The organism is Spirochaeta thermophila DSM 6578, from assembly GCF_000184345.1.
GTDB lineage: Bacteria > Spirochaetota > Spirochaetia > Winmispirales > Winmispiraceae > Winmispira > Winmispira thermophila.
In genome coordinates, this window is sequence record NC_017583.1 from 395,178 (window position 1) to 419,954 (window position 24,777).

The window sequence follows — 24,777 nt, forward strand, 5'->3', positions numbered from 1 at the left end:
CCGGTCAATGGGAGGAGAGACATGGAGAATACCCCTTGCCCCTTCTCGTTCCTCTGTCTATCCTGGGGGAAACCGATGGGTAGCGGAGTTCGATGGCAGACCGTATAGACTATACGATTCACGGTGACGACATGCAGCTTGTGGAGGTGATCCTCGATCCCGGGGAGGGGGTGCGAGCCGAAGCGGGAGCCATGCTCTACATGGAAGAAGGGATCACCATGGATACCCGGATGGAGGGCGGGCTGCTCGGAGGGTTCAAACGCATCCTCGCGGGAGAGAGCTTCTTTATCACCAACTTTGTGAACACGGGCTCACGGAGGGCGGCGGTGGCCTTCGCAGCCCCCTATCCGGGTAAGATCGTGCCGCTCGACCTCGGCACGCTCGGCGGGCGGTTCATCTGCCAGAAAGACGCCTTCCTGTGCGCCGCGGTCGGTATCGATATCAGTATAGTCTTCACCAGGCGGTTAGGAGCCGGCTTCTTCGGCGGTGAAGGGTTCATCCTGGAGGAGCTAAGAGGTGATGGCTGGGCCTTTATACATGCAGGAGGCACCATTGTGGAGAAACGGCTTGCGGCCGGTGAGACGTTGAGGGTAGACACGGGGTGCTTTGTGGGGTGCTCTCCCCCAGTGGACTACGATGTGCGATTTGTGGGAGGCTTCAGGAACGCCCTTTTCGGAGGGGAGGGGCTCTTCCTTACAGAGCTTACCGGGCCGGGTGTAGTCTACCTCCAGAGCCTGCCGCTCGCCCGGCTCGCGGACAGGATCCTTGCGGGGCAGGTTCAGCGAAAGGGGGAGGGGGGACCGAGGATGATAGGCTCGTTCTTCGGCGAATAACGCGACAGCAGGCACCAGAGGACCATTCCATCGAGAAGAGGAGCGACCGGAATGCAACGAGCAGATGTGCTCAGGAATACCCTGCGCAGGATCGACGGCGCAGGATACAAGGCCTATAAGGACATAGAAGGTGCGTACGACTTCGACGACTTCGTGCTCATCATAGACCATGTCCAGGGCGATCCCTTTGCGGCACCCAGCAGGGTTCGGGTCCGTATCCCCCAGCGCGTGGCAGGCTTTCCTGAGGCGGCCTACCGGCCTAAGAGCAGGGAGGTGGCCCTTCGGGACTACATCACCAGGATCTTCGCCCGGGAGGCCGGCCGGTTTCAACGACCCCGCGCCACGGGTAAGAGCGGGGTCATCAGCATCGACCGGCCGGGACAGGAGATCCTCGAGCGTACGAGCTGCTTCGTGAACGACAGGGAGGTGGAGCTCCGCTTCACCGTGGGGCTGCCCGCCTTCGGGCGGAGGATCGCCGGCAGGATCGCCCAGGAGATGTTCTTCGAGGACATCCCGGCGTTGGTGCGGAGGGCGGGGCTCTACCGTTCCATCCAGGGGAGGAGCCTGGTGGAGCACCTCAAGACCAACGAGGACGCCGATGCCCTGAGGGCCGAGCTCTCGAAGGCAGGGATCGTTGCCTTCGTGGCGGACGGCGCCATCCTCCCGAGGGAGAGCGGAGTGAGCCAGAAGCCCCTTTCCGCGGGGACGGTGGTGCCTTTCGAATCGCCCCCTTCCCTCAGGGTGGAGTTCACCCTCCCCAACCGGGGAAAGATCACCGGCATGGGGATCCCCCATGGAGTCACGCTCATCGTGGGAGGGGGCTACCACGGCAAGTCCACCCTCCTCAACGCTCTCGAGATGGGGGTCTACAATCACATCCCGGGTGACGGGAGGGAGTTCTGCGTCACCATCCCCGAGGCCGTGAAGATCCGGGCCGAAGACGGCCGCCGTATCGAGAAGGTGGATATCTCTCCCTTCATCTCGCACCTGCCGTTCGGCAAGGACACCACCAGCTTCTCCACCGAGGATGCGAGCGGGAGCACCTCCCAGGCGGCCAACATCATCGAGGCCCTCGAGGCAGGGGCCAAGCTCCTTTTCATCGATGAGGACACCTCGGCCACCAACTTCATGATCAGGGATCACCGGATGCAGGAGCTGGTCTCCAAGGACCATGAGCCGATCACCCCCTTCATCGACAAGGTGCGGCTCATGCTTCGCGACTACGGCGTCTCCACGGTGATGGTGATAGGCGGATCCGGCGACTACTTCGACGTGGCCGATCGGGTGGTGTGCCTCATCGAGTACCGACCGTACGAGGTGACGGCCAAGGCCAAGGAGATCGCCCAGCGGTACCGGACCGACCGCCGCCAGGAGGGCGGGGAGAGGTTCGGGATGATCACCCCCCGTGTCCCGCTCTCGGAGAGCTTTGATCCGAGCAAGGGGAAGCGGGAGGTGAAGATCTCTCCCAAGGGCCTCACCTCCATCCACTTCGGTACGCACGAGATCGACTTGGGGGCGGTGGAGCAGCTCGCGAGTGTGAGCCAGACCAGGGCCATAGGGGATGCCATCTACTACGCCACCAGGTACATGGACGGCCGCAGGCCCCTCGCCGAGATCCTCGATCGCGTCATGGAGGATGTGGCCCGTGAGGGGCTCGACGTGCTCTCTCCTTTCCCCGTGGGCGACTATGCCGCGTTCCGCCGATTCGAGCTTGCGGCCGCCATCGACCGTCTGCGGACCCTCAAGGTGCGTCAGCTCCGGGAGAGCTCCTGATCCCGCATCCCGGGGGTGGGGATGTGGGAGGCGGGGGAGCAGGGGAGGGTGATGACGATCCGCGTCCCCCGGCCCGGGGTGCTGGTGAGCGCGATTCTTCCTCCCAGCCTGCGGACCAGGGTGCCGATGAGGGGGAGCCCTGCCCCCCGTCCGGCGAGGGCATCCGCCTCGTCCCTTGAGGAGGCCCCGTGGGTGAAGAGGGCCCTCAGCACCTCCCTGGGTGGGGCATCGGGGGCGATGAGTCCCCGCTCCAGGAGCCGCGCTCTCAGGCGTGCGAGGTCCATGCCGCGGCCGTCGTCCTCCACGATGATGCGGAGCACCTCCTCTTCGCGGGAGGTGCTGATGCGGATACACCCCTCGGCCGCCTTTCCCCGCGCCTCACGTTCGGCCTCGTCCTCTATCCCGTGGGCGACGGCGTTCCGCACGCACTGGAGGACCATGTCCTTCACCGGTTTGTAGATCTCGAGGGGGATCTCCTCCCTGTGGTAGGCGCTGAAGTCCACCCGCACCCGTTTCCCTTCCTCCGTTCTGATCCGCTCCAGGAACCGCTCCACGTCGAAGACGATGGGGTCGCTCGTGGGGGCCTCGGTGCTCTCCCTGTGGAAGGCGAGGAGCCGTTCCTTGAGGCTGAGTGCACGCTCGAGGAGGGTGCGGATCTCGCCCATCTTCACCCCCAGGTCCACGAGGGCCTCCTCCGAACACGTCCCGGACTCCCGCATCTTAAGGATGTGCTCCTCTATCTGGTGGGCCGTCTCCCCTATCGGATCGAGTCCCACGGCATAGGCGTCTCCCTTTATGCTGTGGACGTAGCGGTAGATGAGGGAGAGGGCTCGTTCCGGGTCGTCCGACTCGCGCTCGCAGATCTCTGCGATGGTGGTCAGGTCTTCCTCCACGCTCTGGAGGAACTGATCGAGGATCACAGGGTGCGTGTGGAGGATGTGGTAGAACATCTCCATCTCGGAGGCGGTGCGCCGTTCCTTTTCCTGGAGCTCGCGTTCCAGCAGGGCCTGTTCCGTGATGTCCTCGATCACGAAGAGGAGGTGGGTGATGGCCTCCCCTCCCCATATCCTCTGAACCTCGGCCCTGATGACCTTGTGGGTGAACCGATGTCCGTGGGGACAGAAGAGGTCGAGCTCCCGGAAGGGGCTGAGCGACCGGGCCACCTCCTCGTCCACGTGGGGTGCCCACATCACCTCGAGGAACTCGGAGAGCGAGGTGTAGGTGCGTTCGGGCACCCTCGACTTGAGGATATCGAGGAAGGTGAGGCGGGATACCTCCTCCTCACTGAGCTCGAAGATCTCGAGGAAGGCCCTGGAATAGTGGGGGGCGATCCTCCCGTCCCTGTCGATGACGCACAGACCGGTCCGCATCACGGAGAGGAGACGCACGTACTCGTCCCGGTCCACGGTGGTCTCCTGGAGGCGGTCCATCACCCGGTTGTAGGCCCGCGCGATCTGTCCCACCTCGGTGAAGGGGTCTTCGGGCACGCGGAGCGAGAGGTCGCCGGTCCTGGCCTGTTCGGTGAGGGTGGTGAACAGGTCGTAGAGCTCGGTGGTGGCGCCGTGCTCGGCCACGTTGAGCCCCATCTCCTCTGCTTCGGGGGGAACCCGCAAGGGGAAGAAGCGGTCTATGAGGCGCAGGAGGAGGTACGAGACACCGAACCCCCACACCCCGGCCACTGCCACGCCCAGGGTCTGCACGCCCACTTGTTCCCAGAAGGGAAGCCCCGTTCCCAGGAGCGCGGGGTCACCGAAGAGCCCCACCGCGAGGGTGCCCCAGATCCCTGCGGCGAGGTGGACGGGGATGGCACCCACCACGTCGTCGATCCTGAGCTGCTCGAGCAGCCGGAGGGAGCCGAGCATGACCAGGCCGCCGACCGCTCCGATGATGAGGGCCTCTGCCTCGGTGACCGCGTGGCAGTTGGCGGTGATGGCCACGAGCCCTGCGATGGAGCCGTTGATCACGTGCGAGACGTCGGCCCTGCCGGTGAGGACCCATCCTGCGGCCATCGCGGCCATGAGGCCCGCCGCTCCTGCGAGCGAGGTGCGCAGGATGATCCCCGGCACCTGGTCGTCGAGGGCGAGGGTGCTGCCCCCGTTGAACCCGAACCAGCCCAGCCAGAGGAGGAGGGCGCCCAGCACTGCGATGGGGATGTTGCTCCCCTGCATCCGGGCCCCCTCCTCGAACCGCCCCTTCCTCGGCCCTATGATGAGGACTGCGGCGAGGGCCACCCAGCCGCCCATGCTGTGGACCACCGTGGATCCCGCGAAGTCCACAAACCCCCTCCGCACGAGCCACCCCTCGGGCGATCCGAAGAGGGCGCCGCCCCATGCCCAGTGGCCGAAGACCGGGTAGACCACCACGGTGATCACGGTGCTCACCACCAGGTAGGCGGCGAAGCGCATCCTCTCGGCCACGGCGCCCGAGACGATGGTGGTGCACGTGGCGGCGAACATGAGCTGGAAGAGGAAGAAGGCCGCCTCCCACACCCCGGCGAGGCCCTCGTTGGGGAGGAAGAGGAAGTGGTCGCGTCCCGTGAGGCCCTGCCAGGTGGTGCCGAACATGAGCCCGAAGCCGACCGCCCAGAACCCCACCGAGGAGATCCCCACGTCGGCGAGGTTCTTGATCGCCACGTTGATGCTGTTCTTCGAACGGGTGAATCCCGCCTCGAGCATGGTGAACCCGGCCTGCATGAGGAAGACGAGCCCGGCGGCCACGGTGATCCAGAGCAGATCTCCTACGTTCGGTTCCATCCGTATCCCTCCTTACGATGTAGGTATGTGCATCCCGTGGTTCAGGCGGGATCGAGGCCCACGCCGAGGAAGCTCTGGAACCCTTCCCACAGGATGGGGATGATGTACACGGGCGACTGTACGTGGATGAGGAGGTCGTCGGGTACGCCCCGCACCACGAGGGGCACGGAGATCATGAACTCGGGGCCGAAGGCCTCTCGCAGGTTGCCTGCCACGGTGTTGGCCACCTCGCCTGCGATGTCCATGAGCAGCTCCTCCTCCATCACCTCCTCCGAGAGGATGAGGTGGCCCAGGTTCCAGAGCATGCCCCCCGATGCGGTGAGGTAGATGCCCCCCTTCCTCGATCCCGAGATGCCGATCATGCCGGTGTAGTCGAGGAAGAAGGCCTGTTCCTTTCTCTTGATGAACGGCACCCCTATGGTGGCGGGGTGCGGGGTCACCGTGGAGAAGTACCGCGTGGTGCAGTCCACCACGGCCTTGAGTTCCTCCCTGGTCATGCGGTCACCTCCAGGACGTGTGAGAGGGTGCGCTTCACCTCCTCGGGGGTGAAGGGTTTCTTGATGAATCCTGCGGCCCCTTTCTTGAGTGCGGTGAGGGCGGTGCGTTCGTCGGAGAGCGCGCTTATGATGACGATGGCGGTGCGCGGGTCGAATTGCTTCATGCGTTCGAGACACAGGAGCCCGTCCGCCCGGGGCATGGTGATGTCGAGGGTGACCAGGTCGGGACGGATCCGCTGGAAGGCCACGATGGCCTCCTCTCCGTCGGCGGCGAAGCCCGCGACCTCTATCCCCATCTCCTCGAGGATCCCGGCGAGCAGGTTCCGTATGGTTCGGGAGTCGTCGACCACGAGCGCCTTCTTCATGGATACCTCCTGGGAGTGAGTATGCAAAAACGGGGCCAGGATTGAGGCATTTCGCAACTCATGGTTAGGTAAGGAGATGGGAGGGAAGGGACGCAGGGATGGGGGATTTTTCTACAAAAATGCAGGTAATGCTTTGATGTCCTACATGTTTGTAGGTCGTGCACGACGAACCCGGCACCAGAGAGGAGGGAGCCGGGGATGGTGCATCGCGCGAAGGGGAGGCCGGCCTCCCCTTCATTCCCCGATGATCTTCATGAGGACGCGTTTCGGCCGTCTGCCGTCGAACTCGCCATAGAAGATCTGCTCCCACGGGCCGAAGTCGAGTCGTCCGTCGGTGATGGCCACCACGACCTCCCTCCCCATGATCTGGCGTTTGAGGTGGGCGTCACCGTTGTCTTCGCCGGTGCGGTTGTGCCGGTACCGGCTTGTGGGTTCGTGGGGTGCGAGCTCTTCGAGCCAGTCCCTGTAGTCCTGGTGGAGGCCCGGTTCGTCGTCGTTGATGAACACGCTCGCGGTGATGTGCATGGCGTTCACCAGGCAGAGGCCTTCCTTCACCCCGCTCTCCCGTACGGCTTCTTCGATCTGGGGGGTGATGTTGATGAAGGCGACCCTGCCGGGGGTGTTGAACCAGAGTTCCTTGCGGTAGCTCTTCATGGTGCCTCCTCGTGTGATGTCTTCCATGGGCGGCCGGAGACGGCCTCCGGGGCCCATGGGTGCGGTACCCCAGGGTACCAGAGAGCGGCCTAGTCTTCCAACAGGTCGCGGAGGTAGGAGAGGAGGACGGGGGAGGGTGGGGGGCTGATGCGGTTCGCGAGGCGTTGCAGGGCGGTGAGGGTGGCGCGGCGTGCGGCCGGGGTGAGGGGGAGGGGGATGCCGGTGCGGCCCTGGGCGGCCAGGGGGAGGTGGTAGTGGAGGAGCGTGCGGAGGTGGAGGGGGATGGGGAGGGGTTCCAGGTCCTCCATGATGCGAGAGGGGTTTCGGCCTTCTGCGAGGAGTACGCCGGCGAGGAGGAGTAGGGCATCGATGGAGGGGGTGTAGAGGGTTGTGAGGCGCGCGGCGAGAAAGGGGTGGCCCGCCTCGGGGAGTTCCACGCCGGTGACGGTGGAGGAGGGCTCGTCGATGTGGAGGAGGAGGTGGCGGGTGAGGGGGAAGGGGTCGAGGAGGTCCTCGACGGCGGGGCCCTCCAGGATGGCGCGCTGGAAGGTGAGGGTGAGGAGGGCGTGGCGGGTGCGGGGTGAGAGTGATGCGAGGACCTGCACGTCGTTCACGGTGAGGCAGATGGGGGAGGTGTGTGCCGGACGGATCATCTGGAGGAGGCGGGTGCGGGCGCCGGGAAGGCAGGGGAGGGTGTTGGTGGTGGGGAAGGCCTCGGGGAGGATGGTGTGCAGGATGGTGCGGCGGAGGGCGGCTTCCAGCAGGGGGGAGTGGGTGCTGCGGGGGGAGAGCAGGGTGTGCTGGGCGAAGGTGAGGGGGGCCTGGAGGCGGGTGAGGGTCCAGCCGTACCGGCCGGAGTTGAGCGCGGCTTCGCAGTAGGGGCATCGGGGGGAGTGGGGGCGTTCGGGGAGCGGTGTCTTGCAGGAGGGGCACCTCCCGCCGGCGCCGGGGATCTGATCGGGCGCGGCCACGTGTTTGTGGAGGGACCAGATGGTGCGGGATGATTCCAGGAGGAGCGAGGAGGCCGACGCATCCGTGCGCTGCACCTTCCGGGAGAGGTCCATGATCCAGAAGGACCGTTCGGTGTCTCCCTCTCTTTTCCGTTCGAGGAGCGTGCTCCCCAGTATCCTGGTGTTGGAGAAGGAGGTGCGTCGCCCCAGGAGGCGATCGAGGAACACATCCACCTGGAGCTGATCCTGCATGTCGTCGGAGAGGAAGAAGACCGCAGGGGCCGGTTCCTGTCGGGTGTAGGCCTCCTCCAAGGCGAAGAGCATGTCTCTGAGGATGGGAGGACCGGTATCGTCGGAACCGCGGGGTGAGAGGATCCGTTCCAGGAGCACCTTTCCCCTCCTCCGACGGGCTTTCCGCACCACGAGGAGGGTTGAAGCGACAAAGAGAAGGATGCCTGCGGTGAGGGCGGGCCATGGCAGGGTCACGTGTCCTCCTTGAACGAGGTGAAGACGTAGGCGGTCTTGTGGACGCCGGGTTGCGGGCGGATGTGTCTGGGACCTTCGACGACGACCTGTTCCTTCACCTCGTGATAGATCGAAGGAGAGATGAGGAGCTTCCCCCCCACGGCGGCGTCGGAGAGGAGGTGGGCCGTACGGGATGCCTCTCCCACGACCAGGGGGGGGAGGGTGGGAGAGGGGGCCAGGAGGTGTGCGTCGCCCCGATGTAGTCCCATGCTTGGAGGAATCGCCCCTTCGTATCCCTCCGAGAGGCGTACGGCGATCCTGCAGGCCTCCAGTACGGGCGTGGTGCCGACGATCCACCCCTCGTCTCCCCTGAAGCTCACCACGAGGTGGGGGGATTCGCTGAAGAGATCGTGCCAGACTTCCTGCAGATGCACGAGGGTACGATCCGCTTCTTCGGGAGAGAGCTGGAGCAGGTTCTTGTAGCGGACATGGAGGACCCACCTCTGGAGCCCGCTCCCCTCAGGCACGGGGGAGGAGTATCCGCTCGTGGCTCTCCTGATGGTGCGGCCTCTCCTCCGCCTCGTCCTCCCCGCGACGAACCCGACGATGAGGGACGGGAAGGAGAAGAGCAGCACGCGCGCCGTGTCGAGGGACTCGAAGGGCAGAGGGAGTGGGGGGAGGGGGATCACTCCCAGCCCCACAATATAGGTGTACAGCATGCTCTTTTCCACCACGATGAGCATAAAAGAGTGGGGAACGGCCGTCAACATGAGTTCGACCCTGGTGTACTGCGGAATTGTGTCTTTCCCCTGTGTGTGGCATAGTTGGGACAAGGAGGCAGCCATGGGAGACACGATATTCGACAAGATCGTAAGGAAGGAGATCCCCTCGGATGTCGTCTTCGAGGACGAGGTGGCCCTCGCATTCCGCGACATCAACCCTCAGGCCCCGGTGCATGTCCTGGTTCTCCCCAAGCGAAGAGCGGCCACGCTCACCGAGTTCACCGACCAGGACCCCTCCTATCTCGGAGAGTTCCTCAAGCGGGTGAGCATGGTGGCGAAGCAGCTCGGGCTCGAGGAGAACGGCTTCAGGGTGGTGATCAACCAGGGACGGCACGGGCAGCAGAGTGTGGCCTACCTGCACGTGCACATCCTGGGCGGCAGGCAGATGGAGTGGCCCCCCGGCTGATGGGGCCTCCCATCGGGGAGGGCACGAAAAAGCCGCCCTGAGAAGGGCGGCTTTGAGGTGCTGTGGAGAGGACTTGAACCTCCACGGGCTTAACGCCCACTAGCCCCTCAAGCTAGCGTGTCTACCAATTCCACCACCACAGCACGATTCGGTGGATATAATACCGATACTCCTCTCCTTTGTCAATACCGAGCGGCACCTGTTTCGATCCCGTCTCACCCCGTGCGGTGCGCTTCGAGGAGGGAGAAGAACTCCGGAAAGGTCACCTCCGTCGCCTCCGCCCCCTCTATGGTGACCGGAGCCCGTGCCGCAAGAGCCCCCACGGCCAAGGCCATGGCCACCCGGTGGTCGTCGTGGCTCGAGACGATTCCGCCGGTGAGCGGGCAGGGACCGTGGATGAGGAGCCCGTCGGGGAGCTCTTCCACGCGCGCTCCGAGGCGCGAAAGCTCCTGCGCCATCACCGCAATCCTGTCGGTCTCCTTGAGCCGCGTGTGGGCCGCGTTGTAGAGCCGTGTGGTGCCTTCCGCATAGCAGGCGGTCACGGCGAGTGCGGGGAGGGCGTCGGGGATGCGCGTCATGTCCACCTTGGTGGCGGAGAGCGGCCCACCCGTGATGGTCACCTCCCTCCTTTCCGGGGACACCTCCACCGTGCAGCCCATACGCTCGAGGATGTCGAGCACCTCTCTGTCACCCTGAGGATCGTCCGGATACAGATTGGTGAGGGTGAGGGTGGAGCCGGTGACGGCCGCGGCGCACAGGAAGAACGTGGCCGAGGAGTAGTCGCCGGGTATGGTGAGATCGAAGGCCCGGTAGCACTGTCCCCCGGGAATCCTGAATCGGTCATAGCCCTCCCGTTCCAGTGCCACTCCCTGGGCCTTCAACCACCAGAGCGTCATGTCGATGTAGGGATGTTCGTTGAGCTCCACCACCTCCACCAGCGAATCCCCCTTCCCCAACGGGCAGGCGAGGAGCAGTGCCGAGAGGTACTGGCTCGTGGGACACGCGATGGAGGTGCTGCCGCCCCGTAGAGGCCCTCCTATCACCAGGGGGGCGCACCCATTCCCACGCGTGCTCTCCGCCCTCGCACCCAGGTCGTGGAGACTCGCGAGGAGCGGACCCGCCGTCCTCCTCCGCAGCTGCGCATCCCCGGTGAAGACCGCCCGGCCTCCCTCTATGAGGGCGGCCATGGCCCCCGCCAAGTAGAGCGTGGTGCCTGAGTTCTCCACGTCTATCACATCCTCGGGCACCGAGAACCGTCCTCCGGTCCCCTCCACGAGGAGGTCCGCCCCCTCCTCCCTCACCACGGCACCCAGGAGCGAGACCGCTCTCATGCAGGCCCTCGTGTCGCGCGAGAAGAGCGGGCTACGGATGCGGCTCGTACCCCCTGCGGCTGCGGCTACGAGCAGGGCGCGGATGGTGTGCGATTTGGACGGCGGCACGGGGATGTGTCCGGAGAGCCGTCCCGGCTGGACGCTGACCTCCATAGGGCCACATCATAGGAAACGGACGCAGTTTTTTCCAGAGGCCTTTCCCACCAGGAGGGCTTGATCGGCCCGCTTTATGTACTCATAGACCGTGTGCGATGTCTCGTCGAAGGTGGAGACCCCGAAGGTGAGGGTCACGTTGTGTTCCTTCCCCGCGAAGAGGAAGGGGGTCTCTCCCACACGAGTCCTCAGCTTCTCGGCCACCACGAGGGCGCCTTCCTTCCTCGTGTCCGGCAGGAGGATGAGGAACTCCTCTCCCCCCCATCGGGAGATCGAGTCCTGTCGTCTGAGGCTCTGCTTGAACAGCTGTGCGAGCTTCACCAGGATGTAGTCCCCGCAGTCATGGCCGTAGGTGTCGTTGAATGTTTTGAAGTTGTCGATGTCGGCCATGATGATGGAGAACGGCGAGCCCGTACGCAGGGCCCTCCCGATCTCGGCATCCAGTCGCTCCTCCATCTCCCTGCGGTTTCCCAGCCCGGTGAGTGGATCGGTGCGGGCCGACCGTTCGAGCTTCTTGTTGATGGCGAGGAGCTGCTCCTCCACCCGCTTGCGTCGCTCTATCTCCACCAGGGCGCGGTCCTTCATCTCCTTGTAGAGTTGTATACGCTTCACCAGATCGGTGACGTCCTGTACGGTGAACACGGCACAGGGAAGTCCCTCCAGGGATGCGGGGGCGATGGTGGTGAAGAAGAACCGTTCCTGGAGAGGGGCCTCGGGGTAGATGGGGGCGGGTACGTAGAGCTTCCTGTGGAGTTGGGGGGAGAGGATCACCGGTGCGCCGTCCGTGAAGACGATGTTGAGGAGCACCTGGTACTTCTCCTTCTTGAACTCGGGCAGGAACTCCCGAAGGTCTCTCCCCACCACGCGTTCCTCTTCTATACCGGTGAACTCCTGCATCCTGTGGTTCCAGGCGCGCACCTTCCATTCCTCGGTGAGGATCAGGAGCCCCACCGAAACCGCGTTGAAGAGTTCAGCCGGGAGGTGGAGGATCGTGGTGTCCCTTGTCTCTTCTCTGCTCATTTCTTCCGCACGATGCTCTCGTAGTGTGCGTCTATCTCCTTGAGGAGATGCTGGAACGGGGTCACCTCCATGAGGATGACGATGTCGCCTTCTATGTTGAGCGAGCTCACCGTGAACCTGGTCCTCGCGAGGAGGAACGAATACTCCTTGTGGGCCTTGGTGTAGTGTTGGAAGAGCTCTTCGGGCCGTGATTCGGTGTAGCTCGGTACGGTGTACTGAATGTGCGAGGAGAAGAAGTTGGAGAAGGTACCCATGATGGAGTTGAGGACGATGTTGCCGATCTCCGAGAGCGTGCCCGCCCTGATCTCGTCCAGGTCTTCATCCTCGTCCATCTCCTGGACGAGGAGACTGATGAGGTGCTGTGCACTCTGGGGAGGGAAGAGGAGGAAGGCGAGGCCGGTGAAGGCCCCGTCGAAGGGGAGGAGCACCGAGGAGATACGATCCCCGGGAAAGGCCGAGAACTCCTTGAGGATCTCCGCCTTGGTGTATATGTAGATCTCCGGAACCTTCAGCTCGATGGGGGCGTTGAGGAGACTGCCGAGCACCCGGGCTGCCCTTCCCACCCCCATGTTCATGAGTTCCTTGAGGTAGTCCAGATGGACCTCGGATATCTTCATTGGGACACCTCTTGTAAGGCCTTTTTCAACTCCTCCTCGGTGAGCGGCTTGTTGAGAAACACCTTGGCTCCCAGCTGGATGCACCGCTGCTTCGTGCTCTCCTGGGTGTCCGCGGACACCACGATGGTGGGCACGGAGACGCGCCTCTTTGCGAGTTCTTCCAGGACCTGGATGCCGTCCATCCCCGGCATGAGGAGATCGAGGAGGAGCACGTCGGGGCGCTGGGCCTCCAGCATGGAGATGGCTTCCTGTCCGCCCTCCGCTTCCTCCACCTGATAGCCCTCTTTTTCGAGGATCTTTCGTGCGATCTTCCGGGCGAGAAGCGCATCGTCGACGACCAGTACCGTCTTCGCCATAGGGTACACTCCTGTGTGAATTCTCTTTTTAACTATAGTCGATTTATCGAAAACTGCAAGCATTTCCATTATAATGTAAACAAAGGCGGTGAATCTCCCGATTCAAAACCTATACTGCGAGTGAGGAGTGCGAATTGAAACTGTCCAAAGGGATCCGCGTGGGGGTATCGATTCTCGCGGCCGCGATGGTGCTCTCCGGCGCCCCCCATGTGGACGACCGCTGGGGATTCATCGTCGATCCACCCGAGGGGTGGCAGCTCTCTCCTTCCGAGAAAGGGGTCTCGGTGACGGATCCCTACCAGGTGGCTTCGTTCCAGGTGGCAGCCTTTCCAGGTCAACGATTCTCCTCCGCCGTGGATATGGGTGAGGCGTTCTTCTCCTCCCTGGAGGCCGAGGGCGATGTGAGCGCCTTCGCCCCCTACGGAGGGATGCAGGCCATTCTCGCCGACGCCGCCTTCCCGGTGGAGGGCGGCACCGTGAGAGGATATTTCGTCTTCATCAACGGAGAAGAAGCCGACTACATCCTCATGGCCTATGCGCCCGAGGAGGTGTACGAGAGGTATCACGACTTCCTCCTGAGCGCCATCGACTCCTTCGCCCCTTCCAGCGACTGGTATCTCTACCCGGGCCCCATCGGCCAGTTCTACTACCCGGTGGAGGGACCCTCGCGCACCAGAGTGGACGTCCCGTTCGAGGGGGGGACGCTCGCGTTCCTCCTCGATCCCGGCGAGGAGGATGCCGCTCAGGTCCTCATAGAACGCGAGGCGAGGGTCCTCCTGGCCTACGGAGATCCGCCGTCGGTGGAGGCCTGGAGGCGCTACTACCGCATGGTGGTGCGCGACGAGTACCCCAGGTTCAGGGATGTCTCGGCGAAACTCTCCGAGCGGATGGGAGGAGGCGCGTGTGATGTGCCTTCGAGGCTCCTCTCCTGGTTCCAGGGCTTCGCCTTCGAGCGCACGGGCACGCTCTCCGACCTCAGGGCTCCCATATCGGCGGTGAGGCGCCACGCAGGCGACTGCGATGCCCTCGCCCTCGCGTATCTGATCATCCTCCACCACCTGGGCTATGACGGTATCCTCATGGTCTCCTCGGTGTACCGGCACGCGATGGCCGCGGTGGATGTGCCGGGAGACGGTGCGCGCTTTCCTTTCAATGGCGGGACCTACCTGGTGGCCGAACTCACGGACGACGTCCCCATGGGAATGATCGCCCAGGACATGAGCACCGTGGAGCACTGGGTAGGGGTCGATCTCTTCCCCTGAGTGCCTGCCGGCCATCCCCGGCGGGATGAACCGCCCGGAACCCCCGACGAGGACGTCGGGGGTTGTCTTTTTCGGCAAGGAGAAGTAATCTTAAAAGAGGGGAAAATAGAGGAAAATAGCCCCTTTTGGAGGATTTTTATGCTTGATGAATATCCTCCCATCCTCACCACCGAGGAAGTGGCGCGCATCCTCAGGCTCAGCGAACGCACGGTGCTCAAGTTCGCCCGTGAGGGGACCATCCCCGCCATGAAGGTGGGGGGACAGTTCCGTTTCAGCAGGGACAAGCTCGCCGAGTGGATCGAGAGACAGATGGCGGGCGGTGAGTTCGCCCTGTGGGAGCGTCTTCCCCAGTGGCACGGAGGGGTGGCGGAACTCCTCTCGCCCGAGTGCGTGCTGACGGGATTCTCGGCGACAAGAGAAGAGGAAGCCTTCCAGAAGATGGTGGACGCGGCCTTCAGGGCCGGGAGGGTGAAGGATCCGGAGGAGCTCGTGCGCCTCGTGCTCATACGGGAGCGCCAGTGCTCCACGGTGATGCGGCCGGGGGTCGCCTTCCCGCACCCCCGCGCCGTGGGCCCCGAGGTGGTGCCGGAGTACGCGCTCGTGCTCGCCATAAGCCCCGAGGGTGTGCCTTTCAGCGATGCACCGGGGGACGGCGACGTACACTTCATCGCACTCTTCGCCATCCCCAGTCTGCAGCTTCACCTGAAGATCCTCGCGGCCCTGGGGGAACTCTTCTCCCATGAAGAAGTGCAGGAGAGGCTCCTCTCTGCACGCAGCCCCCAGGAGGTGATCTCCCATATCACCTCGTACGAGAAGGAGAGGGAGAAAGATGACGTTTAGCAGGTATCTCTCACACGACAGGGTGGTCTTCCTGTCTGCGCGATCCAAGGACGAGGCCCTCAAAGCCCTCGTCTCCCGGCTCGCGGGTGCGGTCTCACCCTTCGAACCCGATGACCTCCTCGAGAGGCTCCACGAACGTGAGGGCCTCATGAGTACGGGCATCGGCCTCGGCATAGGGGTCCCCCACCTCCGCTACAAGGGAGTGAAGGAACCCTGTATCGTCATAGGCCTGCAACCGCAGGGAATCGAGGACTACGAGAGCATGGACGGTGAGCCGGTGAAGATCCTGGTGCTCATCCTCGTAGGAGAGGGCCAGCACCGCGAGTATCTCCGCATCCTCTCGGGAGTGGTGAAGGCCCTCAAGAGAGAAGAGGTGCGAAAGGCCCTCCTTTCGGCCCGCTCCCCCGAGGAAGTGGTGGATGTCCTGAAGCGGGAGGACGACTGATGGAGGTGTTCCACGATCTGGTCTCACGTATCTCCGTCGAACAGCTCAACGTCCTCCTCCTTCTGGGCGTGGTCCTCTTCGGCGGCACCATCGGGGCCGTGTACTTCAAGAAGGCACGCATCCCCCAGGTCATCGCCTACATCCTCCTGGGCATCCTCGTGGGGAAGAGCGGCCTGCGGCTCTTCTCCGAAGACTTCCTCTCCTCGTTCGAACCGTTCAACTACCTCGCCCTGGGGCTCATCAGCTTCGCCCTGGGCGGCGAACTCGACCTCTCGCTCCTCAAGAAACACGGGAAGGTCCTCACCTGGGTCCTCTTCCTCGAGGTCTTCGGCGCCTTCATCATGGTGGGCACCGGCTTCTTCCTCCTCGGACGACTCTTCTTCGATCCGACGACCTCGCTGGTGATCGCCCTGCTCGCCGGGTCCATCTCTTCGGCCACGGCCGCAGCCGGCACCACCGACGTGGTGTGGGAATACCGGGCGAAAGGCGTGCTCACCACCACCCTTCTGGGGATCATTGCCCTCGATGACGTGCTCGCCCTTCTCCTTTTTGCGATAACCTCCAGTATCTCCTTTGCACTTATGGGGGTTTCCGCCAACCTCGTTGTAACTATAGGCCGACCCTTCTATGAGATAGGAGGAGCTACTCTGCTCGGTTGGGTGGCAGCATGGCTCCTCTCTCGACAGCTCGCACAATACACCGAAGAGGAGCGTATCTTTGTGTTCACCACCGGCATGGTCGTGTTGGTCTTGGGCCTCTCCCTTGCCCTCGACCTCGACATGCTCATGGCCGCCACCGTGATGGGGTTTGCCCTGCGCCAGTATGCGCCGCGCAAGACCGAGGTCATCCTCCGGCTCCTCGAGAAGTTCGCAGGTCCCATCTACCTGCTCTTCTTTGTCTTCGTCGGTGCGAGCCTCGAGGTGGCGAGCATCTCCCTCTCGGCCCTTGTGTTCATCGCGGCCTTCCTGCTCTTCCGGATAGGGGGGAAGACGGTCGGCACACGCATGGGCGCCTGGATAAGCGGGGCACCCGAGAAGGTGGGACGCTACCTCCCCCTCTGTCTCTTGAGCCAGTCGGGTGTCGCCATCGGCCTTTCCCTCATCGCATATCAGCGCTTTCCCGGGACCATTGGCCAGACCATCCTCGTGGTGGTGACCACCACGGTCTTCGTGGTCCAGCTTGTGGGACCTGCGCTCGTGAAGGTGGCGCTCGAGAAGGCCGGTGAGGCCGGGCTCAACGTGACGGAGGAGGACATCCTCACGCGTCACAGAGTCGCCGACGTGCTTCCCGCGGACAGGGCCGTGGTGCCCAACACGATCCGGCTCTCGGAGCTCCTCAGGCTCTATGCCGAACACGACTGGAACGTGTGGGCCGTGGTCGATGCCGAGGATCGGTACCGGGGTGTGGTGGGCTTCGAGAACCTGCGCGAGGCCCTCGCCGAGCCTGAGCTCCAGGAGTTCGTCATCGCCGAGGACATCCTCACCCCTTTCCCCGAGACCGTCCACCCCCACACCCCGCTCCATGAAGCCCTCCGCATCATGCGTCGCCGCAACGTGGACTTCCTTCCCGTGCTGGACGATCGAGGACACGTCCTGGGCATACTCGAGGAACGGATGGTGCGCCACTTCGTGAGACGGGAGCTCCTCAGCGCCCAGGCGAGGACAGGGCTCTAACACCCTCCTCAATCACCGATGCCGGCCGCACGGCCGGCTTTTTTTGATAGGTGATTACCATTTTTGAGCCACCTGTGGTATAATACCGAAGAGAGAGGTGGCACGGATATGGACGTCGTAAGTCTTTCAACACTTGCAAGCGATAGAGAGAAAACGGTCTCCTATCTGAGAGAGAAAGGACTCCTCGTCACGTACACCCGGTGTCCCTTCTGTGGAAGTGAGCATATAGGCGAGGTGAGACGAGAGAAGTACAAGTGCTACCAGTGCAGGAAAGAGTGGAGCATACGACGAGGGAGCATCTTCGAGGGGATGAAGCTCTCCTGGGAGAAGATCCTGTGGGCAATGAAGCTCTTTGAGATGGAAGTTACCGCCCACAAGGCGGCTTTGCAGTTACGGCTCTCCTATGAGGTGACGCTGAGGCTCTACACATTGTTTCGGAAGGCGATATGGGTCCACACCCAGAAGGAGGGGAAGAGCCTGCTCGAAGGTGAAGTAGAGATGGACGAAAGTTATTTTGGAGGAAAGAGAAAGGGGAAGAGGGGGAGAGGGGCGGCAGGGAAGATTCCTGTGTTTGGGATTCTTGAGCGAGGGGGAAAAGTGCAGGTGGAAGTGGTGGAGCAGGTATATACTGCGTCCCGTAGGAGTGGACACGGAGAAATGGTAGAGGTAAGACTGGAATAAGGGAGGAGGACGCAGATGAAGAAGCGGACATGGACCACTGAAGAGAAACTTGCGATCGTCCTGGAAGGACTCCGAGGCGAACGGCAGATCGCCGAGATCTGCCGGGAACACCAGATCAGCCAGACGATGTACTACCGATGGCGGGACAGGTTTCTGGAAGGGGGCACGAGAGCCCTTGCAGACGGCAGGAAGGAGAAGGACACCTATCGAGCGAAGATAGAGCAGCTTGAGAAGATCATAGCGAAGCAGGCGATCCAGATCGAGATACTAAAAAAACGAAGGAGCTGTTGGGGAGATAGAGGCAGTGGAGCGGCTGGTGGGGGAAGGGTACCGGGTGAAGGATGCGTGTGAGGCACTTGGCGTGAGTCGGAGCCGGTACTATGCGAGGAGGAAAAGGGGGCAGAAGGTGGGGAAGAAGCGGGAGGAGAAGGAGAGGGACGATGGGCGGCTTATGGAGAAGATCAGGGATCTTGTGGGGGAGCATCCGTACTGGGGGTACAGGCGGGTGGCGTGGTGGTTGAGGAGGCGGGAGGGGGAGGAGGTGAGCGAGAAGCGGGTGAGAGGACTTATGAAGGGTGCGGGGCTTATGTGTAGACGGGAGAAGAAGAAAGCGAGACGTGGGAGTGGGCGAGGGAAGCCGGTGGCGAGGAGACCGAGGGAGTGGTGGGGGATCGACATGACGAAGGTGCTGGTGAAAGGGATAGGATGGGTCTATCTCGTGATCGTACTTGACTGGTACACGAAGAAGCTGGTGGGGTGGAAGGTGTCGGTGAGGGGGAGGAGTGAGGAGTGGTGTGCGGCGATGGAGATGGCGGTGGAGCGGGAGTTTCCCGAGGGGGTGAGGGGGAGAGGGCTTCGGCTGGTGAGTGACAACGGGAGCCAACCGTTGAGCCGGTCGTTCATGAAGGCGATGGAGGTATTGGGGATCGAACAGGTGTTCACGAGCTACAACAATCCGAAGGGGAATGCGGACACGGAGCGGATGATACGGACGATGAAGGAGGAGCTGTTGTGGCTGCGGGAGTGGGAGCACGTGGGGGAGCTGGAGGAGGCGGTGAGGGGATGGGCGGAGGAGTACAACCAGCACTATGTCCACAGTGCGCTAGGGTACAGGAGCCCCGAGGAATATGAGGCCCTTTGGGCGCAGATGCAAGGAGAGGAGGTCGCATGACCCCTTTCGGTACTACCATTTCTCCCTACCCTTTTTGTCTTGACTTAATGGGCGCAGTACAGGTAAGTGCGGAGGAGCTTGTACGACTGGCAGTGGCCAAAGTGAAGCGGGGGTCGCTTGTGTATACCGACCGGTTCAAGAGCTATGATGGGCTTGTGAGCTATGGATTCAGGCACAAGCGGATTGATCACGGGAAGCGATTTGCGAATGGGAAAGTGTACATCAATGGGATAGAGGGGTTTTGGAGTTATGCGAAAGGGCGGCTGCTCCAGCATCACGGGGTGAGTGTAGAACGTTTTCCGCTGTACTTGAAAGAATTGGAGTGGCGGTATAATCATAGGGAGGAGGATCTATTCGAGCTTCTGCTGGAGGTACTTAGAGAGTACTCCCGGGTGGCAAATAATGGATAATCACCTTTTGATATAAAAATATGGAACATTCGTCCGCTTCTATATATACTGGGGAGTGGGAAGGGGGAAAAAGGAGGACGACGTGGCGCACCATCGCGGTGAAGGCACCAAGACCACCCGTTTTTTCGACCTCATGAACCTCCTTTCCTCGGCACCGAGGAGCAGGAGAGACCTCGCGGAGCGGCTCGGCGTGAGCTTCTCCACCATCACCCGCTATCTCCAGGATCTCGAGCGGATGGGCTATCCCCTCGAGTACGGGAGGGGGAGTCGGGGTGAGGCCCTCGTGTCGCTCAAGAAAGTGGAACTCCCCTTCTCCCGCGAGGAGATCGTCTGGCTCTACAACGCCGCCCTCCTCATGGCCGCCCACCTCGACAGGGAGTGCGCCCTCGCAGCCGGCATGCTCGCCAAGATCGCCGACCGCCTCACCGTGGCCCCCTCCTGGTTCCGGGCCCTCCTCAGGGAGGAGGCCGATCGCATGAGATCGCGCCGACCCTCCTCGCCTCCGGTGGACGAGATATTCAACACCGTCTCGCGCGCCTGGCTCGAAGGCACCATGATCGAGCTCACCTACCAGGCCCCTCACAAGCCGGAGAAGACCTACCTCTGCGGCATCCTCGGCATCAGGCCCAACCTGGTGGGTCGGAGCTACTACCTCATCACCTGGTGTCCCGAGCTCGGCGACCTGCGCACCTTCAGGGTGGACAGGATCCGTCGGGTGCGCCAGCAGGGCTTCACCCGGTTCGAGCCCCCTCGCGGCATCGACCTCACCGCGCGCCTCTCCTCCGCCTGGAACGTGTGGTGGGGTGAGGAAGAGGAAGAGGTGGTGCTCCGTTTCTCCAGGGACGTGGCCTACCGGGTGGTGGAGACACAGTGGCACGAGCGCGAGGAAAAAGCGCCTCAAGCCGACGGCAGCATCATCTGGCGTGCCCGCATCAGCGAGCCGCGCGAGATGCTCCCCTGGATACGAGGGTGGGGCAAAGACGTGGAAGTCCTGTCCCCCCAATGGCTCCGTGAAAACCTCGCTCAGGAAGCCAGAGCCATGTATGAGCTGTATTGGGGAAAATGCGGGGAAAAGTGAGAGTGGTTTGCAGGATTTGCAACGGAGAGTGGTATAATGAGTGAGTGAGGAAAGGAACGCTCATAGTAAAGCTAAAGGAGGAAGGAAAGGAGGGGCTGCATGTTCTATGCTCACTCCCGTCCTGATCTGCCAAAGGAGAAATGGCAGACACTTGAGGAGCATCTGGCGGAAGTCGGTTCTCTTGCAGGCAGGTTTGCAAGGAAGTGGGATGCAGAGGTACTAGGAGTAATCACAAGGGAGGTATCATGATCTGGGAAAGGCTCAGGACGCCTTTCTCAAACGACTGGAAGGTTCATCCACCCCGGTAGACCATTCCACACCCGGAGCCCTTTTCGTAAAAGAGCAGTTCTCCCAGCGTGGGAAGGAGTGGGAACCGCTTGGTATGTTCCTTGCCTACCCGATCGCGGGGCACCATACCGGACTCCCCAATGGGAAAGATGCCTCGGACCACAACCTCTTTACTCGCCTTCAGAAGACCTCCCCTTTACCTCCCCACAACCTCCAGCAGGTGGCACACCTCCTGGAGGTATCCGAAGACGCCCTTGCACACCAGGTAGAAAGGCTGAAGCGAGACCTGGGGAGGTATCTCTCAAAAACCCCTCCGGATCTCACCCTCGCAGGGATGTACCTTTATCTTTTTGTGAAGATGCTCTACTCGGCTCTTGTGGATGCGGATTTTCTCGATACCGAGCGATTTATGGACCCTGAGAGATCACGCCTCAGAGGCACGTATCCATCGATCGAGACGCTCCATGCCCGCTTTTTCGGCTCGATGGAGAGATTTTTGGAGGAGCGCACCTCCCATCCCTCTCCGCTTGATGCCATACGTGGAGAGATCTACCGGGCATGTCTCGATGCGGCCCGAGAGCCCCAGGGCTTCTTCTCCCTTACTGTCCCTACAGGCGGAGGGAAGACCCTCTCATCCTCTTGAAGCGACTCCTCAATACACTATTTATCACTACCGAGAAGCTCTATCTTAAGAAAGACCATGAGTGTGTGGCTATCTTTCAGAAAAAGCGCCTCCTCACGCGTATCCCACTCATTCAGCTCTCCCAGATTGTCTGCTTCGGGAACGTGCTCGTGACTCCGTTTCTCTTGGGACACTGTGGAAAGAACGGAATCTCCGTATCCTTTTTTTCAAGGAACGGTCGTTTCTTGGCCAGAGCCACAGGCCCCACCCGGGGAAATGTGTTACTCAGGAGGGAACAGTATCGCATCGCGGACAGTGAAGAGCGCAGTCTTCCGATTGTTCGAACGGTGATTCTGGCCAAGATCCATAACTCGAGACGTGTGCTTCAGCGAGCCTTTCAGGATCATGGAGAGAAAATCACAGATCCCAAAAGGTTTCAACGCGCTATTGGCCTTTTGCTGCGTCTTAAGGAGAGAGTAGCACGGACCCCGACGATCACAGAACTCCGAGGGATAGAAGGAGATGCCTCTCGTCTTTATTTTACCTTGTTCGATCAGTGCATTACGAGTCAGAAGGCCGACTTCTTTTTCCATGAGCGTTCCCGACGACCTCCACTCGATAGAATGAACGCCCTTCTCTCGTTTTTGTATACGCTCCTCTACTGCGACATGATATCGGCACTTGAGGCGGTGGGCCTCGATCCCGCAGTGGGATTCCTCCACAAGGACAGGTCGGGAAGGGCGTCCCTCGCGTTGGATCTCATTGAAGAACTCAGGGCCTATCTCGGGGATAGGATAGCCCTTTCTCTTGTGAACTTGCGACAGATAAAAGCAGAAGATTTCGAACTTTTGGATAACGGTGCGGTCTTCCTCACCGAGAAGGGGAGAAAAAAGGTACTTACTGCGTATCAGCAGAGGAAACAGGAGGAGATCACCCATCCATTCTTGGGAGAGAAGATCCCGATAGGTCTCTTGTTTTATGTACAAGGCCTGTTGCTCGCCCGATACATACGAGGCGACTTGGATGGGTATCCCGCCTTTTTCTGGAAGTAAGATGCAAGGGGGTGGTTCGAGATGATGGTAGTAGTGAGCTATGATGTGGGGCAGGATGAAGGAGGTCAAAAAAGACTTCGCAAAATGGCGAAGCTCTGTGAAGGGTTTGGACAGCGGGTTCAATACTCGGTCTTTGAGTGCCTCGTCGACCCCGCGCAATGGGTCAACCTGAAAGCGCATATCTCCTCGATCATCAATCCGGAGTACGATAGTGTGAGGTTCTATTTCCTGGGTGCCAATTGGAAGCGACGCGTGGAGAGCCTGGGGAAACAGCGATCGTTTGAGCCCGATGAACCTATGATCATCTAATACGGTCGCGAACCCGAAGGTGTGAAACATCCTCGGGAGGTTCGTTCTTTGATAACTGGAGAGAAGGGAAGAAAAAAGGGGAGAAGGGAGAGGGGGATGGCGTACAAGGGACTTGATTTCGGGGGATGGAGGGTGTAAGCTATTCACATATAGAGAGAAAAAGGTGTGCAGTCGCGCCCCCCGCGGGTGCGTGGATTGAAACATGGCGTATTCCGATAGAGAGGAGTACTGTAATTGTGCCCACCCCTGCGGGGGTCGGTGGTCCCCGTTCGTTGGGTTTCCCGGCGAACGGGCTTTTATTTTAGGGGTTGCCTATTGCCCGTCACCTATGCTGAGTCTGAAAGCCCACAGTGTGATGGACTATTCGGCCTTTCAGGACTCGTGAGTGAGAACACGGTCTCGTTCGTGGAGAATACTCTGAGTACACTCGTCTCCCTTACTACGGGAGCGAACATGTAGACCCATACGAGGTGCGGTGTCACGGTAGCATTGGTCATAGATCGCTATTCCCTCTACTTGTAAAGAACGAGTGCGGAGATATAATCAGTGGGGAGAATCTGTGTGATATGCTGGTCGAGGCATCTAGAGAGCAGGGCGGTACACGGTCGATAGTCACCCTTGGTCCTTTTCGACACGGTGTACGACGGTATCCGTTGTGGGTGAATATATCATAGACCAGGAGGGAGTATGGGCCTGCGCAGGTCGTTCGAACCCTGGAATCTCTTTGTGGGGGTGCTCCTCTCGAGCGAGGTGTACGCCCTGGATGTGCAGCGGGTGTTGGAAATGGAGTGGGGGCCTGTGGATTTCGTCTCCGACCTCATGCCGTTCCGCTACACGTCATATTACGATAAGGAGATGGGAGAGGGTATACTCAGGTGGTTCCTCTCGTTCGAGCGGCTCGTCGATCCGTCTCGCCTGTGGGAGTTCAAGGTGAGGTCGAATGAGTTGGAGGATCGGTGGAGGGAAGGAGGAAGACGGAGGGTCAATCTCGATCCGGGGCTGCTCAATCTGAGCAGGGTGGTGCTCGCGAGCACGAAGGATCATGCACACCGCATCCCGCTCCAGGAGGGTATCTACGCAGAGGTGACGCTTGTGTATCGTGAGAAGCGGTTTTCGTCGCTTCCCTGGACGTATCCGGACTACAGGAGCAGGGAGTACCAGGAGGTGTTCAAGCGAATGCGGCGCCTCTATGTGGAGAAGCGAAGGATATGGCTGAAGCAGGTGGGTGGTGAAGCGGGAGGTTAGGTGCGGCTGTTGGGGGGATGGAGGCTGGTGTGAAGAGATGGTTGCTCCTCGTCTGCTGGGTGGGGGTGGTAGGGGGGTGTGGGGCGCCCCCGGTGGTGATGAGGGTGGAGTTGCCGGGAATGCCGGATGGCTGGAGAGAGTGGGCGGTGGAGTGGCGGCTTGCCTGGAGCGGGGGAGAAGGGGGTGTGGTGGAGGGGGTGCGGCCGGGTGAGGTGGTGGAGGTGGTGGTGGACCGGGGGATGGTGTGGGTGTGGGTGCTGGAGGGGGTGGTGCGGGGATGGGAGGGAGTGGTGCGGCCTGGAGGTGGAGTGGTGCTGTGGGGGGAGGGAGGGGAGGTCGCTGTCTCGTGGGAGGACGGGGCCGCCTGCAGTCTGCTCTACGAGCTCCAGGCCGGAGGGTTCCCTCTGGAGGAGTTCAACGTGAGGAGGTTCGTGGAAGAGGTCCGGGTGCGTGTGGAGGATCCGTGGGAGCTCGACAGGGAGCGGGTGAGGGATGCCATCATCGGACGGGACATCTCTGTCTACGATATCGCGGGCAAAGAGGTCTTCGATGTGACCCTTGCCTTCCCGCCTGGGATCTGGAGGAGTGGGAATCCGATGAGGGCAACGGAGGTCCTGTCCGGTACCTGTACCGTGAAGCTCTGCTCAGGGATCCACCACTTCCTCGATGAGGAGGCCGCCTCTCTCTTCTGTGTGTATGTGGATGAAAAAGGGAGGGCCCAGGGATTCCTGAGCCCTCTCGACTGA

25 protein-coding genes, 1 tRNA gene and 2 pseudogenes are annotated in these 24,777 nt (G+C 61.6%); 17 read left to right on the forward strand and 11 right to left on the reverse strand.

All coding sequences use genetic code 11. The annotated features are described in order from the left end of the window. Positions 1-92 precede the first annotated feature (92 nt). On the forward strand, positions 93-833 hold the full coding sequence (locus SPITH_RS01630; protein ID WP_014624012.1) for a TIGR00266 family protein: 741 nt from the start codon (positions 93-95) through the stop codon (positions 831-833). Positions 834-884: 51 nt separating this feature from the next. Further along, positions 885-2,606, forward strand: a complete 1,722-nt coding sequence (locus SPITH_RS01635; RefSeq protein WP_014624013.1) for an ABC-ATPase domain-containing protein — start codon at positions 885-887, stop codon at positions 2,604-2,606. Here the strand turns inward: SPITH_RS01635 and amt are convergent. The 6 genes from amt to SPITH_RS01665 all read right to left on the reverse strand — a co-directional run bounded on the left by amt (position 2,585) and on the right by SPITH_RS01665 (position 9,021). Beyond that, positions 2,585-5,359 carry an ammonium transporter gene (gene amt, locus SPITH_RS01640; protein ID WP_014624014.1) on the reverse strand — a complete coding sequence of 925 codons (2,775 nt, stop codon included), beginning with the start codon at positions 5,357-5,359 and terminating at the stop codon, positions 2,585-2,587. The genes SPITH_RS01635 and amt overlap by 22 nt on opposite strands. 41 nt (positions 5,360-5,400) lie before the next feature. Then, positions 5,401-5,856, reverse strand: a complete 456-nt coding sequence (locus SPITH_RS01645; RefSeq protein ID WP_014624015.1) for a chemotaxis protein CheX — start codon at positions 5,854-5,856, stop codon at positions 5,401-5,403. Next, positions 5,853-6,221 carry a response regulator gene (locus SPITH_RS01650; RefSeq protein WP_014624016.1) on the reverse strand — a complete coding sequence of 123 codons (369 nt, stop codon included), beginning with the start codon at positions 6,219-6,221 and terminating at the stop codon, positions 5,853-5,855. Before SPITH_RS01650 ends, SPITH_RS01645 begins: the two co-directional genes overlap by 4 nt. 234 nt (positions 6,222-6,455) lie before the next feature. Then, entirely contained in the window at positions 6,456-6,875 is a 420-nt protein-coding gene (locus SPITH_RS01655) for a secondary thiamine-phosphate synthase enzyme YjbQ (protein ID WP_014624017.1), read from the reverse strand. Between the two features lie 89 nt (positions 6,876-6,964). Next, positions 6,965-8,311 (reverse strand): hypothetical protein, encoded by a 1,347-nt coding sequence (locus tag SPITH_RS01660; protein ID WP_014624018.1) that lies wholly within the window; start codon positions 8,309-8,311, stop codon positions 6,965-6,967. After that, entirely contained in the window at positions 8,308-9,021 is a 714-nt protein-coding gene (locus SPITH_RS01665) for a hypothetical protein (RefSeq protein WP_245523416.1), read from the reverse strand. Before SPITH_RS01665 ends, SPITH_RS01660 begins: the two co-directional genes overlap by 4 nt. 112 nt (positions 9,022-9,133) lie before the next feature. Here SPITH_RS01665 and SPITH_RS01670 point away from each other — a divergent pair, with 112 nt between their 5' ends. Beyond that, on the forward strand, positions 9,134-9,478 hold the full coding sequence (locus tag SPITH_RS01670) for a histidine triad nucleotide-binding protein (protein ID WP_014624020.1): 345 nt from the start codon (positions 9,134-9,136) through the stop codon (positions 9,476-9,478). 58 nt (positions 9,479-9,536) lie between these two features. Here the strand turns inward: SPITH_RS01670 and SPITH_RS01675 are convergent. The 5 genes from SPITH_RS01675 to SPITH_RS01695 all read right to left on the reverse strand — a co-directional run bounded on the left by SPITH_RS01675 (position 9,537) and on the right by SPITH_RS01695 (position 12,955). Continuing rightward, positions 9,537-9,621: transfer RNA gene (locus SPITH_RS01675), tRNA-Leu, on the reverse strand. Positions 9,622-9,693: 72 nt separating this feature from the next. Next, positions 9,694-10,962, reverse strand: coding sequence for a 3-phosphoshikimate 1-carboxyvinyltransferase (gene aroA / locus SPITH_RS01680; RefSeq protein WP_014624021.1), 1,269 nt, complete (start codon positions 10,960-10,962; stop codon positions 9,694-9,696). A gap of 9 nt (positions 10,963-10,971) precedes the next feature. Beyond that, a complete protein-coding gene (locus tag SPITH_RS01685) occupies positions 10,972-11,982 on the reverse strand; it encodes a sensor domain-containing diguanylate cyclase (protein WP_014624022.1) in 1,011 nt (336 codons plus the stop codon). After that, positions 11,979-12,599, reverse strand: coding sequence for a chemotaxis protein CheX (locus SPITH_RS01690; RefSeq protein ID WP_014624023.1), 621 nt, complete (start codon positions 12,597-12,599; stop codon positions 11,979-11,981). The genes SPITH_RS01685 and SPITH_RS01690 overlap by 4 nt, the downstream gene beginning before the upstream one ends. Continuing rightward, entirely contained in the window at positions 12,596-12,955 is a 360-nt protein-coding gene (locus SPITH_RS01695; RefSeq protein ID WP_013313184.1) for a response regulator, read from the reverse strand. The genes SPITH_RS01690 and SPITH_RS01695 overlap by 4 nt, the downstream gene beginning before the upstream one ends. Before the next feature lie 134 nt (positions 12,956-13,089). Here SPITH_RS01695 and SPITH_RS01700 point away from each other — a divergent pair, with 134 nt between their 5' ends. The 14 genes and pseudogenes from SPITH_RS01700 to SPITH_RS12260 all read left to right on the forward strand — a co-directional run bounded on the left by SPITH_RS01700 (position 13,090) and on the right by SPITH_RS12260 (position 24,777). Next, entirely contained in the window at positions 13,090-14,217 is a 1,128-nt protein-coding gene (locus SPITH_RS01700; RefSeq protein ID WP_014624024.1) for a hypothetical protein, read from the forward strand. 138 nt (positions 14,218-14,355) lie between these two features. Beyond that, the gene (locus tag SPITH_RS01705) at positions 14,356-15,057 is read left to right on the forward strand and encodes a PTS sugar transporter subunit IIA (protein ID WP_014624025.1); all 702 of its coding nucleotides are present in this window, start codon (positions 14,356-14,358) and stop codon (positions 15,055-15,057) included. Then, positions 15,047-15,502: a PTS sugar transporter subunit IIA gene (locus SPITH_RS01710; protein WP_014624026.1), complete on the forward strand. Its 456-nt coding sequence runs from the start codon at positions 15,047-15,049 to the stop codon at positions 15,500-15,502. The genes SPITH_RS01705 and SPITH_RS01710 overlap by 11 nt, the downstream gene beginning before the upstream one ends. Continuing rightward, the gene (locus SPITH_RS01715) at positions 15,502-17,175 is read left to right on the forward strand and encodes a cation:proton antiporter domain-containing protein (RefSeq protein ID WP_014624027.1); all 1,674 of its coding nucleotides are present in this window, start codon (positions 15,502-15,504) and stop codon (positions 17,173-17,175) included. The genes SPITH_RS01710 and SPITH_RS01715 overlap by 1 nt, the downstream gene beginning before the upstream one ends. 108 nt (positions 17,176-17,283) lie before the next feature. Beyond that, positions 17,284-17,790, forward strand: a pseudogene (locus SPITH_RS11740) (transposase); the annotation flags it as partial. An 81-nt stretch (positions 17,791-17,871) separates the two neighbouring features. Further along, positions 17,872-19,027 (forward strand): IS3 family transposase gene (locus SPITH_RS01730; protein ID WP_245523417.1). Its coding sequence is split into 2 segments (ribosomal slippage): positions 17,872-18,128 and positions 18,127-19,027, totalling 1,158 coding nucleotides; the frame shifts between segments, so codons are not numbered across the junction. Between the two features lie 59 nt (positions 19,028-19,086). Further along, a pseudogene (locus SPITH_RS01735) lies at positions 19,087-19,437 on the forward strand (IS1595 family transposase); the annotation flags it as partial. A gap of 82 nt (positions 19,438-19,519) precedes the next feature. Next, a complete protein-coding gene (locus SPITH_RS01740; RefSeq protein WP_014624031.1) occupies positions 19,520-20,515 on the forward strand; it encodes a helix-turn-helix transcriptional regulator in 996 nt (331 codons plus the stop codon). A 99-nt stretch (positions 20,516-20,614) separates the two neighbouring features. Beyond that, entirely contained in the window at positions 20,615-20,764 is a 150-nt protein-coding gene (locus SPITH_RS12055; protein WP_155816486.1) for a hypothetical protein, read from the forward strand. A gap of 34 nt (positions 20,765-20,798) precedes the next feature. Continuing rightward, a complete protein-coding gene (locus tag SPITH_RS01745; protein WP_245523478.1) occupies positions 20,799-21,446 on the forward strand; it encodes a CRISPR-associated endonuclease Cas3'' in 648 nt (215 codons plus the stop codon). Next, positions 21,443-22,477, forward strand: coding sequence for a type I-C CRISPR-associated endonuclease Cas1c (gene cas1c / locus SPITH_RS01750; RefSeq protein ID WP_014624032.1), 1,035 nt, complete (start codon positions 21,443-21,445; stop codon positions 22,475-22,477). The genes SPITH_RS01745 and cas1c overlap by 4 nt, the downstream gene beginning before the upstream one ends. A 21-nt stretch (positions 22,478-22,498) precedes the next feature. Continuing rightward, a complete protein-coding gene (gene cas2 / locus SPITH_RS01755; RefSeq protein ID WP_013313196.1) occupies positions 22,499-22,786 on the forward strand; it encodes a CRISPR-associated endonuclease Cas2 in 288 nt (95 codons plus the stop codon). 687 nt (positions 22,787-23,473) lie between these two features. After that, positions 23,474-24,031, forward strand: coding sequence for a DUF4416 family protein (locus SPITH_RS01760; RefSeq protein WP_014624033.1), 558 nt, complete (start codon positions 23,474-23,476; stop codon positions 24,029-24,031). 29 nt (positions 24,032-24,060) lie between these two features. Next, entirely contained in the window at positions 24,061-24,777 is a 717-nt protein-coding gene (locus SPITH_RS12260; protein WP_014624034.1) for a hypothetical protein, read from the forward strand.